Source organism: Agromyces aerolatus (assembly GCF_031432255.1).
GTDB lineage: Bacteria > Actinomycetota > Actinomycetes > Actinomycetales > Microbacteriaceae > Agromyces.
Genome location: NZ_JAVKGQ010000002.1, coordinates 37,917 through 52,489, shown reverse-complemented (window position 1 = coordinate 52,489; position 14,573 = coordinate 37,917). Strand labels below are relative to the sequence as shown.

The 14,573-nt window shown below is 71.0% G+C and carries 11 protein-coding genes and 1 tRNA gene; 2 read left to right on the top strand and 10 right to left on the bottom strand.

Going from position 1 to position 14,573, the window contains the following annotated elements; translation table 11 throughout:
- Nucleotides 1-62 precede the first annotated feature (62 nt).
- The 4 genes from mfd to RH864_RS03150 all read right to left on the bottom strand — a co-directional run bounded on the left by mfd (nucleotide 63) and on the right by RH864_RS03150 (nucleotide 6,077).
- The gene (gene mfd, locus RH864_RS03165) at nucleotides 63-3,701 is read right to left on the bottom strand and encodes a transcription-repair coupling factor (protein ID WP_449224130.1); all 3,639 of its coding nucleotides are present in this window, start codon (nucleotides 3,699-3,701) and stop codon (nucleotides 63-65) included.
- An 88-nt stretch (nucleotides 3,702-3,789) separates the two neighbouring features.
- Nucleotides 3,790-4,551 (bottom strand): RNase H family protein, encoded by a 762-nt coding sequence (locus RH864_RS03160; protein ID WP_310516064.1) that lies wholly within the window; start codon nucleotides 4,549-4,551, stop codon nucleotides 3,790-3,792.
- Between the two features lie 132 nt (nucleotides 4,552-4,683).
- Nucleotides 4,684-5,295, bottom strand: coding sequence for an aminoacyl-tRNA hydrolase (gene pth, locus RH864_RS03155; protein WP_310516385.1), 612 nt, complete (start codon nucleotides 5,293-5,295; stop codon nucleotides 4,684-4,686).
- 161 nt (nucleotides 5,296-5,456) lie between these two features.
- Nucleotides 5,457-6,077 (bottom strand): 50S ribosomal protein L25/general stress protein Ctc, encoded by a 621-nt coding sequence (locus RH864_RS03150; protein WP_310516063.1) that lies wholly within the window; start codon nucleotides 6,075-6,077, stop codon nucleotides 5,457-5,459.
- Nucleotides 6,078-6,317: 240 nt separating this feature from the next.
- On the opposite strand from RH864_RS03150, the gene gndA reads away from it, so the two are divergent.
- Together gndA and RH864_RS03140 are read left to right on the top strand one after the other, a co-directional pair.
- Nucleotides 6,318-7,778 (top strand): NADP-dependent phosphogluconate dehydrogenase, encoded by a 1,461-nt coding sequence (gene gndA, locus RH864_RS03145; RefSeq protein WP_310516062.1) that lies wholly within the window; start codon nucleotides 6,318-6,320, stop codon nucleotides 7,776-7,778.
- Between the two features lie 24 nt (nucleotides 7,779-7,802).
- Nucleotides 7,803-8,165, top strand: coding sequence for a hypothetical protein (locus RH864_RS03140; RefSeq protein WP_310516061.1), 363 nt, complete (start codon nucleotides 7,803-7,805; stop codon nucleotides 8,163-8,165).
- A gap of 354 nt (nucleotides 8,166-8,519) precedes the next feature.
- On the opposite strand, the gene RH864_RS03135 is transcribed toward RH864_RS03140, so the two are convergent.
- The 6 genes from RH864_RS03135 to RH864_RS03110 all read right to left on the bottom strand — a co-directional run bounded on the left by RH864_RS03135 (nucleotide 8,520) and on the right by RH864_RS03110 (nucleotide 14,461).
- Complete coding sequence (locus RH864_RS03135; protein WP_310516060.1) at nucleotides 8,520-9,263, bottom strand: hypothetical protein; 744 nt, start codon at nucleotides 9,261-9,263, stop codon at nucleotides 8,520-8,522.
- Nucleotides 9,264-9,677: 414 nt separating this feature from the next.
- Entirely contained in the window at nucleotides 9,678-10,181 is a 504-nt protein-coding gene (locus tag RH864_RS03130) for a hypothetical protein (RefSeq protein ID WP_310516059.1), read from the bottom strand.
- 2 nt (nucleotides 10,182-10,183) lie between these two features.
- Complete coding sequence (locus RH864_RS03125; protein WP_310516058.1) at nucleotides 10,184-11,884, bottom strand: long-chain-fatty-acid--CoA ligase; 1,701 nt, start codon at nucleotides 11,882-11,884, stop codon at nucleotides 10,184-10,186.
- Nucleotides 11,885-11,932: 48 nt separating this feature from the next.
- Complete coding sequence (locus RH864_RS03120) at nucleotides 11,933-12,910, bottom strand: ribose-phosphate diphosphokinase (RefSeq protein WP_310516057.1); 978 nt, start codon at nucleotides 12,908-12,910, stop codon at nucleotides 11,933-11,935.
- A gap of 35 nt (nucleotides 12,911-12,945) precedes the next feature.
- The gene (glmU, locus tag RH864_RS03115; RefSeq protein WP_310516056.1) at nucleotides 12,946-14,388 is read right to left on the bottom strand and encodes a bifunctional UDP-N-acetylglucosamine diphosphorylase/glucosamine-1-phosphate N-acetyltransferase GlmU; all 1,443 of its coding nucleotides are present in this window, start codon (nucleotides 14,386-14,388) and stop codon (nucleotides 12,946-12,948) included.
- 1 nt (nucleotide 14,389) lies between these two features.
- Nucleotides 14,390-14,461: transfer RNA gene (locus RH864_RS03110), tRNA-Gln, on the bottom strand.
- Between the last annotated feature and the right edge of the window lie 112 nt (nucleotides 14,462-14,573).

The following is a 14,573-nucleotide window of genomic DNA, read 5'->3' as shown; positions in this document are numbered from 1 at the left end:
AGCCCGTTCGATAGGACCACGATGGGAACGGGCGGCGCAGTCGACCACGCACCGGCCAGCCGTCAGGCGGGCGCGTCGGCCTGCTCGGCGGCGGGCGGCGCGGGCTCTTTCGGCTCGACCGGGAAGACCGCGGTGATGAGCTTCGAGACCCACTCGATGAGCTCGCCGTCGCCGGGCAGCTCACCGCCCGGCGTCGGGAACGGCACGAGGATCACGTCGTTCTGCGCGAAGTGCTTCGCACCCGGGTACAGCCGCTCGAGCCGGACGCGGCGCGAGTCCGGGATCTTCGCGGGCGCGATGCGCAGCTTCGAGCCGGTCGCGATGACGTCGGAGAGCCCAGCGAGCTGCGCCTGACGACGGAGCCGCGAGATCGCCACCAGGTGGTGAACGGCCTCGGGCGGCGTGCCGTACCGGTCGGTGAGCTCTTCGATGACGGCATCGATCGCGCCGTCTTTCGCCGCCGGGCCGCTCGCGGCCGAGAGCTTCTGATACGCCTCGAGCCGCAGGCGTTCGCTGTCGACGTAGTCCTCGGGGATGTGCGCGTCGACGGGCAGCTCGAGCCTGAGCTCGGTCTGTCCTTCGGCGACCTCGCCACGGAACGCCGAGACCGCCTCGCCGATCATGCGCAGGTACAGGTCGAACCCGACGCCCGCGATGTGCCCGGCCTGCTCGGCACCGAGCAGGTTGCCCGCACCGCGGATCTCGAGGTCTTTCAGTGCGATCTGCATGCCGCCGCCGAGCTCGTTGTTCGCCGCGATCGTCGAGAGCCGGTCGTGCGCGGTCTCGGAGAGCGGCTTCGCGGGGTCGTACAGGAAGTACGCATACGCGCGCTCGCGCCCGCGGCCGACCCGACCGCGCAGCTGGTGCAGCTGGCTGAGGCCGTACTTGTCGGCCCGGTCGATGATGATCGTGTTCGCGTTCGAGATATCGAGCCCGGTCTCGATGATGGTCGTCGACACGAGCACGTCGAACTTGCGCTCCCAGAAGTCGTTCACGATCTGCTCGAGCACATGCTCGTTGAGCTGGCCGTGTGCCACGGCGATGCGCGCCTCCGGCACGAGCTCGGCGAGCTGCGCCGCGACGCGGTTGATCGACGACACCCGGTTGTGCACGAAGAACACCTGGCCCTCGCGCAGCATCTCCCGGCGGATCGCCGCAGCCACCTGCTGTTCGGTGTACGGGCCGACGTACGTGAGGATCGGGTGCCGGTCTTCCGGCGGGGTCGCGAGCGTCGACATCTCGCGGATACCGGTCACGGCCATCTCGAGCGTGCGCGGGATCGGCGTCGCGCTCATGGCGAGGATGTCGACGTTGGTCTTGAGCTTCTTGAGCTTGTCTTTGTGCTCGACGCCGAACCGTTGCTCCTCGTCGATGATCATGAGCCCGAGGTCTTTGAACGCGACCTGCTCGGTGAGGATGCGGTGCGTGCCGATGACCATATCGATGGTGCCGTCGGCGAGCCCGGCGACCGTCTCGCGCGCCTCTTTGTCGGTCTGGAAACGGCTCAGCTGGCGCACGTGCACCGGGAAGCCGGCGAAGCGCTCGGTGAACGTCTCGAGGTGCTGCTTGGCGAGCAGCGTGGTCGGCACCAGCATCGCGACCTGCTTGCCGTCTTGGATCGCCTTGAACGCGGCACGCACGGCGACCTCGGTCTTGCCGAACCCGACGTCGCCCGCGAGCAGCCGGTCCATCGGGATCGGTCGCTCCATGTCGGCCTTGACCTCGTCGATGGTCTGCAACTGGTCGGGGGTCTCGGCGAACGGGAACGCCTCTTCGAGCTCGTGCTGCCAGGGCGAGTCGGGCCCGAACGCATGCCCCTTCGCAGCCATGCGCGCCGAATAGAGCTTGACGAGCTCGACCGCGATGTCGCGCACGGCCTTGCGCGCCCGGCCCTTCGCCTGCGCCCAGTCGCTGCCGCCCATCTTCGACAGCGACGGCGTCTCGCCGCCGACGTACCGGCTCAGCAGGTCGAGCTGGTCCATGGGCACGAACAGGCGGTCGCCGGCCTGCCCGCGCTTGGACGGCGCGTACTCGATGACGAGGTACTCGCGCACCGCGGTCGGCTGCTGCGCCATGCCGGCGGTGCGGCTCGGCCCCTTGGGGCGGGTGCCGGTGGCGACCTCGCGCTGCACCATCTCGACGAACCGCCCGATGCCGTGCGTCTGGTGCACGACGTGGTCGCCGGCCTTCAGCTGCATGGGGTCGACGACGTTGCGACGCCGGCTGGCGAGCTTCTTCGGCTGCCGCGCGTCGTACCCCGCGCTGCGGCCGTAGAACTCGGCCTCGGCGATGAGCCCGAGCTTCGCCTCGCCGACCTCGAACCCGCGCGCGGCCTCGGCCTGCACGAGGTATGCCACACCCGGCTCGAGCTCGGCCGGCACCTCGTCGGTCAGGCGGGCCGCGAGCCCGTGCTCGCCGAGCACGTCGCTCGCGCGTTCGAGGAGGCCGTGGCCCGCCGCCGCGACCACGAGGCTCCAGCCGTCGCGGAGCCGGTCGCCGACGTGCTGCACGGCGCCGTCGACGTTGCCCTGGAAGCTCGGCATCGCGGTCGCCGCGACCCGGACGTACGCCCCGTCGGCGGCGGCGGCGTCACTGCTCGCATCCTCAGCGGCCTCGCCCGCGTCGAACGCGGAGAACGTCCACCACACACGCCCCGGGTCGGGCTCGCCCGGAGCGCTGAACAGCGCGGCCTCGCGCAGCTCCTGCACCGTGAGGAAGTCGCCCGCGGCGAGGTCGATCGGCGCATCGGCGCCGACCGTCGCGGCGCTCCACGCGGCGGCGAGGAACTCGCGGTTGGTCTCGCCGAGGCTCGCGGCCCGGCTCGCGACCCGTTCAGGCGCGACCACGGCGACCGCCGACTCGAGCGGCAGGTACCTCGTCAGCGGCACGAGCCGGTCGAGCAGCGCGGGCGCGAGCGACTCCATGCCCTCGACCGGGATGCCCTCGGCGATCTTCTCGAGCATGCCCGACAGGCTCGGGAACTCGTCGCGCATCTCGCGCGCGCGTTGCCGCACCGATGGCGTGAGCAGCAGCTCGCGGCTCGGCGCGAGCCTGACCCGCTCGACCGGCTCGGGGAGCGATCGCTGGTCGGCGACGGAGAACGCGCGCAGCTCCTCGACCTCGTCGCCGAAGAACTCGACCCGCACCGGATGCTCCGCGGTCGGCGGGAACACGTCGAGGATGCCGCCGCGCACCGCGAACTCGCCGCGACGGGCGACCATGTCGACGCGCGCGTACGCGAGGTCGACGAGCTGCTCGGCGATGCGCGCGAGATCGTGCCCGCGCGCGCCGGGCGTGAGCTCGATCGGGACGAGCCCGGCGAGATTGTCGGCGAGCGGCTGCAGTGCGGCGCGGACCGACGCGACGACGACGAGCGGATGCGTCTCACCGCGCTCACTCCACTCGCGCAGCCGCCTGAGCGCGTGGAGGCGCCGGCCGACGGTCTCGGCCGACGGGCTCAGCCGCTCGTGCGGCAGCGTCTCCCACGCGGGGAACTCGAGCAGCTCGGCGTCCGGCAGGTACGGCGCGAGCGAGGCGCGCAGCGACTCGCCCTCGCGGCTCGTGGGCGTGACGACGAGCACCGAGGGGGCGAGACCCGCGGCAGCGCGCCGCTCGACGAGCCCGGCGATCAGCGCCGGGTCGAGCCCTGCCGGCGCCGAGAAGTCGGCGTTCCGCTGCGCCTCCCCGAGCGCTCGTTCCATCGTGGAGGCGCGCGACAGCGCGGCGTTCAGGCCCTGCAGACTCACCGGAGAAGTCTACGTCGCCCCGCCGACACGGCCGCCCGCCTCCTCAGATGAGCGAGCGGAGCAGCTCCTCAGGCGTGAGGCCCGCGGCGCGGGCACGTTCGACGAGCCGGGTGTGCTCCTCGGTCGTGAGCTCGAGGGTCATCGTGCGCCATTCGGCGATCGGGTCCTGGAACGAGAACAGCGCGTCGTCGTCATCGGTCGTGAACTCGCGCTCGGCGAGGGGCGAGACGGATGCCTCCGCGGGTACGGATGCTCCTGACGGCACCGATGACCCGGACGGCGTCGACGTGTCCGGCGCGAGCGCCGGCGCAGCGGCGCCCTCCGGGGCATCCGTCGCCTCGCAGGCCCGCGTCCAGCCGGGCCCGACCGGCACCTCAGCCTTCCGCTGGTACGCGGTCGCGACCGCGCGTGCGCGCAGATCGGCCGCCTCGTTGAGCTCGTGGCCCACATGGCCACGCACCCACTCGAAACGGTAGCGACGACCGCGGATGGCCTCGTCGAGCTGTTCGAGGATCTCCCGGTTCATCACCGGCTGGCCGTCGGCCTTGCGCCAGCCCTTGCGCTTCCAGCCGGCCATCCACTTGGTGACGGCGTTGATGACGTACTGGCTGTCGCACTGGATCAGCAGTTCGTCGTCGACGTGGGCGGTCGCCCGGAACAGCTCGAGGACGGCCGTGAGCTCGCCCTGGTTGTTCGTGCCGTGCGGCCAGCCCCCGGCCGCCCAGCACTCGTCGTCGACGTACCACGCCCAGCCCGCGGGCCCGGGGTTGCCGAGGGCCGAGCCGTCTGCTGCGGCGATGATCATCCGTACGTCCTCTCGTCTGCGACGATGCCGCGAGTGTTACCGGTTCGGGTCGAGTGTGTCGCCGGAACGGCGTCACTCGGCCCGGACCGGCAACACTCGACGATACCGGCGCGCGGGAAGTGGGCGGGCGGCTCACGCCGGCGCGTGGAACCGCTGCTGCGCGGCGACGAGGCCCGTGTCGACGATCGCCTCGACGGCGTCGGCGGCATCGGCGAGCAGGTTCGGCAGCGCCTGGCGTTCGGCGCCCGCGAAGTCCTTCAGCACGAAGTCGGCCGCGTCCTGACGTCCGGGCGGGCGCCCGATGCCGACCCGCACGCGCGTGAACTCGGGCGAGTCCAGCGCCTTCGCGAGGTCGCGGAGGCCGTTGTGACCGCCGTGCCCGCCGCCGCGCTTCAGCCGCACGGTGTCGAACGGGATGTCGAGCTCGTCGTGCACGACGATCACCCGGTCGACCGGCACGCCGTAGAACTTCGCGACGGCCGACACCGGTCCGCCCGACGTGTTCATGTAGCTGTTGGGTTTGGCGAGGACGAGCTTCGGCCCGCCGGGGCGCAGGAACGCCTCGGCGACACGCGACGGCGTCTTGTGCGACTTGAACGTCGCGCTGAGCCGCCCGGCGAGCTCGTCGAGCACCATCTGACCCACGTTGTGCCGGTTGCCGGCGTACTGGGCGCCGGGGTTGCCGAGGCCGACGACGAGCCACGTGTTCTCGGCCAACTCGGGGTCCTTCCGACGGGTGCGCATCAGGTCGAACAGTCCCACGAGTGCCTCCGGATGCGTTGCGGCCGCAGGGGCCGAGGACGAGCAGGGCTGGGCCAGTGACGAGCGGGAGCGAGCGAGGGCCCGGGCCCCATCCGAGCGTAGCCGGTGGAGCCGCGGGCCCTCGCGAGCGGTGCGGTCGCGCCTTACTCGGCGGACTCGGCCTCGGCCTCGGGCGCCTCGGCCTCGGCGGCCTCGGCCTCGCCGGCCTCCTCGCCCAGGTCGACCTTCTGCGGCGTGTGCACGTTGACGACGAGCGTCTCGGCGTCGCTGAGCAGCGTCGCGCCCTTGGGGAGGGTGACCTGCGACGCGTGGATCTGGGTGCCCTCTTCGAGACCCTCGACCGAGACCACGACGTTCTCGGGGATGTGCGTCGCCTCGACCTCGAGCGACAGGGTGTGCGCGTCGAGGTCGGCGATGGTGCCGGCCGCGGGCTCGCCCTCGACGTGCACGGGCACCTCGACCTGGACCTTCTCGCCGCGCTTCACGACGATGAGGTCGAGGTGCTCGATGATCTGGCGCACCGGGTCCTTCTGCACGTCCTTGACGAGCGCGAGCTGGCTCTTGCCCGAGATCTGCAGGTCGAGCAGCGCGTTCGCCTTGCGGATGAGCAGGCTCACCTCGTGGCCCGGCAGCGTCAGGTGCTCGGGCTCGGTGCCGTGACCGTAGAGGACCGCGGGGATCTTGTGGGCGGCGCGGATCTTGCGCGCCGCGCCCTTGCCGAACTTCTCGCGCGGCTCGGCGACGATCTTGTTGTCTTCGTCCATGGCTGGACCTCCTTCAGGGCTCACCGGCCCGAATCGTGATTTCGATGTGTCTTCAACTCGAACGCGCAAAAAGCGTGAGGAAGTGCCGTGAGCCTTCCACCGCGTCGATCACGGATGCCACGCCGAAAGCCGGAGCCATCGCGCGAAACAGCCCTCGCCGAAGTTCAGTCAAGAAGTCTACCCGATGCGCGTCGGGCAGTACGCTGGGAGGCAATCCGCCTGTCTTCAAGGAGTTACGCAGTGCCTGAAACCGCCAGCGCGAACATCGGGGTCGTCGGCCTCGCCGTCATGGGTTCGAACCTCGCCCGCAACCTCGCGAGCCGCGAGGGCAACACGGTCGCGGTGTTCAACCGCTCCCCGCAGCGCACGCGCACCCTCACCACCGAGCACCCCGAGGCGGGTTTCGTCGCGAGCGAGAGCTACGACGAGTTCGTCGCGTCGCTCGCGAAGCCGCGCACCGCGATCATCATGGTCCAGGCTGGCAAGGGCACCGACGCGGTGATCTCCGAGCTCGTGCAGCGCTTCGAGCCGGGCGACATCATCGTCGACGGCGGCAACGCGAACTTCCACGACACGATCCGCCGCGAGGCGGAGATCAGCCCGAGCGGCATCCACTTCGTCGGCACCGGCATCTCGGGCGGCGAGGAGGGCGCGCTGCACGGCCCGTCGATCATGCCCGGCGGCTCGGCCGAGTCGTACGAGACGCTCGGCCCGATCCTCGCGTCGATCGCGGCGGTCGCCGAGGGCGAGCCGTGCGTGACGCACATCGGCACCGACGGCGCGGGCCACTTCGTGAAGATGGTGCACAACGGCATCGAGTACGCCGACATGCAGCTCATCGCCGAGGCGTACGACCTGATCCGCCAGGGCACGGGCAAGAGCCCGGCCGAGATCGCGGACATTTTCGCCGAGTGGAACACGGGCGAGCTCGAGAGCTACCTCATCGAGATCACGGCCGAGGTGCTGCGCCAGGTCGACGCCGAGACCGGAAAGCCGCTCGTCGACGTCATCCTCGACTCGGCGGGCGCCAAGGGCACCGGCGCGTGGACCGTGCAGAACGCGCTCGAGCTGGGCGTGCCCACGTCGGGCATCGCCGAGGCGGTCTTCGCCCGCAGTCTGTCGTCGAAGCGCGACCAGCGCGCCGCCGCGCGCGATCTGCCGGGCCCGTCGGGCGAGTGGAAGGTCGCCGAGGGCGACGTCGACGCGTTCGTCGAGGACGTGCGCCGGGCGCTGTACGCGTCGAAGATCATCGCGTACTCGCAGGGTTTCGACGAGATCATCGCGGGCGCCGAGCAGTTCGGCTGGGACGTCAAGAAGGGCGAGGTCGCCAAGATCTGGCGGGCCGGATGCATCATCCGCGCACGCTTCCTCAACCGCATCGCCGAGGCGTACGCGGAAGCCCCGGGCCTCGTCGCCCTCGTCGTCGCCCCGTACTTCCGCGACGCGGTCGCGGGCGCGCAGGAGAGCTGGCGCCGTGTCGTCGGGATCGCCGCGCAGGCCGGCATCCCGACCCCGGCGTTCTCGTCGTCGCTTGCGTACTACGACGGGCTGCGCGCCGAGCGCCTGCCCGCGTCGCTGATCCAGGGCCAGCGCGACTTCTTCGGCGCGCACACCTACCAGCGCGTCGACCGCGACGGCGTGTTCCACACGCTCTGGTCGGGCGACCGCTCCGAGATCGAGACCACGCCCTCATCGCACTGAGGCGCGAGCCGAGACGCTGACGGGATGACCGACGCCGCCGACGAGCACGACGACCGGCCGGTCCGCGGCGCACGCGCGCAACGGATGCTCCGGATCGTCGTGCTCGTCGCGCTCTGCGCGCTCGTGCTCCCGCTCGTGCTCTCGCTCGCGAGCGTCGCGCACTCGTCGGCGAGCCGCGCGTGCGCGATCACGGTCGGCCGCTACGACGCGAGCGCGACGGCCTCACGGGTCACGTTCGACCTCTTCGGGCCGGGCGGCGCAGGCTGGCTCTGCTTCGCCGACCGCCCGGGCGGCGAGGACCGGCTGCTCGCCAACCTCGGCATGATCCCCGCCGTCCCCCGCGAGCCGCTCCCCGCCCCCGACGAGCGCAACGCCCGCGCGGCATAGCGGTCGAGCAGCGCGCGACGAAGGAGCCGCCCCTCCGCTGGTCGAGTAGCGAGCGACGGAGGAGCCGCCCCTCCGCCGGTCGAGTAGCGAGCGACGGAGGAGCACGTGTATCGAGACCTGGTGACCGGGCCTCGAGAGTGGGTCGCCGGGGTCTCGATACGCTCGCTGGCGCGTAGCTCACTCGACCAACGGTGGGCTGCCGCTGCCGCTGCCGCGAAAAGTGTGGCAGAGGCCGAACAGTGTGTTGGAACTCGGCCCTGCACGCGGCATCCCCACTTTTCGACTTCCAACCCACAGGGCGCGCGACACCGCCCAGCGCGGTTTGAGACGCACCGGGCGGCTGACGTGGTCGGTTTACGCGCCGGTGAGCTCGGCGATCGCCGCCGGGAGACCGGACTCGGCCCCCTCACGCACGGTGACGAGCTCGCCACGCGGGTTCGCCGTCGAGATCGTGTACGACCCGGCGCCGTCCGCCGTGTCGCGCGCGATCGCGACGTAGCCGGTGCCATCAGTGCCGGTGAAGAACCGCACGACGTGCGCAGCCGTGCCGTCGGCCGTCGCCCAGTCGGTCTTCTCTTTCGCGTCGATGAAGCTCACGCGACCGAGAGTCGGCCAGGAGACCGCCACGAGTTGCTCGGTTTGCGCGCCAGGCGCGCCCAGACGACCGAAGTCCGCCAGGTCGGGCCACTCCCACGGCAGGTTCCACGGACGCGGGTTCCGCCACCAGACGGACTTCCCCGTCAGCGCTTCGAACGTCTCGAGCGCCGGTTGCTCCTTGACGAACTGACCGGCGGTGAGGATGAGCTTGCCCTGATCATCGCTGCCGAGCTTCACCATGGTGACCTGATTCGGTTGAAAGAAGACCAGGTTGGGCTGGTACCAATGACGCGCGACCGCGCTGACCTCCGTCAGCTTCTCGTCGTTCGGGTTCGCGCCCTGCTCGACCTGCAGGATCCGGATGCCCTGCATGTTCAGCCCAACCGCGAGGTACCGGGTGCTGTCGTGTTGTTCATACGCATCGAGCGCCGTGATCGCGTAGGACGGATCGTCGAACTTCTTCGTGGCCGTCTGCGTGCCGTCCGCAGTGTAGACCGACACTTCGCTCCCCACGCCCTTGCGCGCTCGTCCGGTGCCGCGACGAGCGCACCGGACTCCAGCGAAACCGACTCCGCCCCGGCTGGCGAAACCGCCGCACCCGCCCAACGTCCCGATCATCACCGCACCGGCGATCAGGCACGAACCCACTCGACGCATTGCGCCTTCTTCACGACAAGCGCCCTTCCAGCACTACACTAATATATTTGCGCATGCACAGAACGGACACAACACAGCACGCCGGACGCTCGTCACCGATGAACGGGCACCCACACCCGCCGGTCGAGTAGCGAGCGACGAAGGAGCACGCGTATCGAGACCCGGTGACCGAGTCTCGACAGGGGCCCGCCAGGTCTCGATACGCTCGCTGGCGCTCGCTACTCGACCGACGGAGGAGTACGCGCTCGCTGACGATCGCTACTCGACGGACGGGGGGTCGGGGAAGACGCGCTTGTAGGAGCGGCCGTCGGGGAGCTCGATCGTTCGGGCCTCGAGCTGGCCGCGGGTGACGCGCTGGTAGATCGCCTGCGGGGTGACGCCGAGCTGCTTCGCCGCCTCGGCGACCGAGAGTCCCGGCAGGTCCGTCGGCCGGCTCGACGGGCGTTCGCGCTTGCGGCGGCGGCTCGCCTCGTGGCGGTCGGCGATCGCCGCGTCGTCGCCCGCCCAGCGGTACTTCGCGGCCGAGGCACTGAGCCCGGCCGCGTCGCCGACGTCGTCCCAGCCCGCCCCCGCGTCGAGTGCCTCGCGCACGGCGACGAGCGCGGCCGGGTCAGCCTCCAGCGCGGTCACGAGCTCGCGGATGCCTCGGAGCCGGTCGAGCGGCGGCGCGTCGGCCGCACGCCCCGCCGAGGCATCCGCCCCGCCCTGCAGCGCGACGAGCCGCGCGAGCGCGGCGGCCGACTCAGGCGACAGGAACCCCATGGTCAGCCGTTCAGCAGCCCGTTGCGCACCTCGCGGCGCAGCACTTTGCCGATGAGCGAGCGGGGCAGCTCGTCGACCTGGACGACGCGCTTCGGCACCTTGTACGCCGTGAGCTGGTCGCGCGCGTGCGCGCGGATGCCGGCCTCGTCGAGCACGGCACCCTCGCGGAGCACGACGACCGCGACGACCGCTTCGCCCGAGTGCTCGTCGGGCAGGCCCACGACCGCGACATCCTCGACGTCGGCGTGCGAGCGCACCGCCTCCTCGACCTCGCTCGGCGCGACATTGAAGCCGCCCGTGATGATCAGCTCCTTGATGCGGTCGACGATGGTCACGAACCCGTCGGCGTCGATCGACACGATGTCGCCGGTGCGGAACCACGGTGCTCCCCCGTCGGGGTCGGCGACGAACACCGCCTCGGTCTCCTCGGGCTTCTTCCAGTACCCCGAGAACACCTGCGGACCGCGCACGACGAGCTCGCCCTCGGCGCCGCGTGCGACGTCGGCGATCGGATTCTCGGGGTCGACGACGCGCGCCTCGGTCGACGGCAGCGGCAGGCCGACCGTGCCGATGCGCCGGTTCGGCGCGACCGGATTGGCCATGAGCACGGGCGAGCACTCGGACAGCCCGTAGCCCTCGACGAGCGCGCCGCCGGTCGCGGCCTCCCACGGTTCGACCACGGCGGTCGACAGCGGCATGGCCCCCGAGATCGCGATCTGGATGCCGTCGAGCGAGACCCCCTCGGCCGCGGCGGCCTTCGTGAGCCGGTCGTAGATCGGCGGAACGGCGGGCAGGAACGTCGCCGGATGCTTCTTCACGACCTTGAGCACGAGCTCCGGGTCGAACTTCGGGAAGAGCACGAGCCTGGCCCCCATGCTCATGGCGAACGTCAGGCAGAGCGTGAGGCCGTACGCGTGGAACATCGGCAGCACCGCGTAGACGACCGCGCTGCCGCGCGGCACCTCCGGCACCCACGCGCGCGCCTGCGCGGCGTTCGCGAGCAGGTTCGCGTGCGTCAGGGTCGCCCCCTTGGGCGAGCCGGTGGTGCCGCTCGTGTACTGGATCAAGGCGACATCGGATGCCCCGGGGCGAGCGATGTGCGCATCGACGGGCGCCGACCCGGTGAGCTGCGTCCACGGCGTCGTGCCGCGCACCTTCGTGGTGAGCGCGGCGCGCGACTCGCGGGCCTTCGCGATCGGGAGGCGCAGCGCCAGCCGGGTCGCGAAGGGCATGGCCCGGGTCACGTCGACGGAGACGATGGTCTGCACCGAGACATCCGCCGGGAAGTCCTGGATCGTCGCGACCACCTTGTCCCAGGCGATGACGACCCTGGCGCCGTGGTCCTCGAACTGGTGCCGCAGCTCACGCGGCGTGTAGAGCGGGTTGTGCTCGACGACGATCGCGCCGAGGCGGAGCACGGCGTAGAACGCGACGATGTGCTGCGGACAGTTCGGCAGCACGATCGCGACCGGGTCGCCCGGCTGCACGCCGAGTACCCGCAACCCCTCGGCGACCCGCTCGATCTCGGCCCCGAGCTCCGCGTACGTCGTCGTGCGGCCGAAGAACTCGAGTGCGACGTGATCGGGGTACTGCTCGACGCTCTCCCGGATCAGGTCGTAGAGCGAGCCCGTGGGCGGCTCGAGGTCGGTGGGCACGCCCTCCGCGTAGCTCGCGAGCCAGGGCCGGTCCGTGCTGATCGCCATAGCGTCAGCCTATTCGCCGGCGAGCCGCCCCAGACGTCGCCTCGGCGCTCAGGCGGCGCCGTCGAACATGCTCGTCACCGAGCCGTCCTCGAACACCTCGTGGATCGCGCGCGCGAGCAGCGGCGCGATCGGCAGGATCGTGAGCCGGTCCCAGCGCTTCTCCTCGGGGAGGGGCAGCGTGTCGGTCACGACGACCTCGTCGATGAAATCGGACTGCAGGATCTCGGTCGCCGGGTTCGAGAACACCGCGTGCGTGGCGGCGACCACGACGCCGATGGCGCCCGCGGCCTTCAACGCCTCAGCGGCCTTCACGATGGTGCGGCCCGTGTCGATCAGGTCGTCGACGAGCAGGCACACGCGCCCGCTCACCTCGCCGACGATCTCGTGCACCGAGACCTGGTTGGGCACGAGCGGGTCGCGCCGCTTGTGGATGATCGCCAGCGGCGCGCCGAGCTTGTCGCTCCAGATGTCGGCGACCCGGACCCGGCCCATGTCGGGCGAGACGACCGTGAGGGTCGCCGGGTCGAGCTGCTCCTTGAAGTGGTTCAGCAGCACCGGCATCGCGAACAGGTGGTCGACGGGGCCGTCGAAGAAGCCCTGGATCTGCGCGGCGTGCAGGTCGATCGACATGATGCGGTCGGCGCCGGCGGCCTTGTACAGGTCGGCCACGAGGCGTGCCGAGATCGGCTCGCGGCCACGCCCCTTCTTGTCTTGGCGGGCGTACGGGTAGAACGGCGACACGACCGTGATGCGCTTGGCCGAAGCGCGCTTGAGCGCGTCGACCATGATGAGCTGCTCCATGAGCCACTCGTTGATGGGTGCGGCGTGCGACTGGATCACGAACGCGTCGGACCCGCGCACGCTCTCGTCGTATCGTGCGTAGAGCTCACCGTTCGCGAACGTGCGCGCGTCGGTCGGCACCAGCTCGCTGCCGAGCTCGGCCGCGATCTGCTCGGCGAGCTCGGGGTGTGCCCGCCCCGAGACGAGTACGAGTCGTTTCGATCCGGTGGTCTCGATCGCCGCCATGTGTGCAGTCCTTCCCGCCGGTGCCCGGCGCCGTGTCAGTCGACCTCGGTCGCCTCGGCCTGCCGTGCCGACGCCGCCGCGTCTGCGGCCGCGCTGCCCGGTCGGTGTTGCTCGACCCAACCCTCGATGTTGCGCTGCGGCGCCACGTTGACCGCGAGCGAACCGGCCGGGACGTCTTTGCGGACCACCGTGCCGGCCCCCGTGTAGGCGCCGTCTCCAATCGTAACGGGCGCGACGAAGACGCCGTGCGACCCCGTGCGCACGTGCGAGCCGATCGTCGTGCGGTGCTTGTTCACGCCGTCGTAGTTGGCCGTGATCGATCCGGCGCCGACGTTCGAGCCGACGCCGATCTCGGTGTCGCCGATGTAGGAGAGGTGCGGCACCTTGCTGCCCTCGCCGATGCGCGAGTTCTTCGTCTCGACGAACGAGCCGATCTTGCCCGACGCGTCGAGGATGGTGCCGGGGCGGAGGTAGGCGAAGGGCCCGACCGAGGCATCCGGACCGATGACCGCGAGCGTCGCGTCCGTGCGCTTGACCTCGGCGCCCTCGCCGACCTCGCAGTCCACGAGCGTGGTGTCGGGGCCGACGACCGCGCCGGCCGCGACCGTGGTCGTGCCCTTCAGCTGGGTTCCGGGACGGATCGTGACGTCGGGCTCGAGCCGGACCGCGAGGTCGATCCACGTGGTCGCCGGGTCTTCGATCGTCACGCCGTTCAGCTGCCAGCCGCGCACGATGAGCGCGTTCAGCCGGGCGGCGGTCTCGGCGAGCTGCGCCCGGTCATTGATGCCCGCGACGAGCCACGGCTCCGAGACCGGCAGCGCCTCCACCTCGGAGCCCGCGGCACGGAGGAGGCCGATGATGTCGGTCAGGTACTTCTCGCCCTGCGCGTTCTCGGTCGTGAGGTTCGCGAGCTGGTCGCGGAGCGCGGACGCGCCGAACGCGTACACCCCGGCGTTGATCTCGTCGATCGTGTGCTCGAGGTCGGTCGCGTCCTTCTGCTCGACGATGCGGTCGAACGAGCCCTCCGCGCTCCGCACGATGCGCCCGTACCCGTCGGGGTCGGTGAAGTGCGCCGAGAGCACCGAGGCCGCGACACCCGCGGTGCGGTGCTGGTCGAGGAACTTGGTGAGGGTGTCGGCATTCAGCAGCGGCACGTCGCCGTTCAGCACGAGCACCTCGCCGTCGAACCCGTCGAGCGCGTCCACCGCGAGCTCGACCGCGCGCCCCGTGCCGGGCACCTCGTCCTGGTCGACGATGACGGCGCCCGGCAGCTCGGCCGAGACCGCCGCGGCGACGAGATCGCGCTCGTGCCGGACGACGACGGCCACGTGCGCCGCGTCGAGCGCGCGCGCGGTCGCGAGCACGTGCGCGACGATCGGCGCGCCGGCGAGCTCGTGCAGCACCTTCGGCGTCGCGGACTTCATGCGGGTGCCCTGGCCTGCGGCGAGGACGATGATCGCGAGGTTTCCATCGGTCATGCTCCGCCACCAGGATTCGAACCTGGTCCTCACAGCTCCAAAGGCTGTCGTGCTGCCGTTACACCATGGCGGACCGCGCACGTCGCGAGCGGGGCTCGCGCGAGCGCGCCCTCAAGTCTGCCACGCTGGCGCGCCGACAGCCGCGCCGGCAGAGCGCGGCGACGCGCATGTTAACCGTGTGTGAA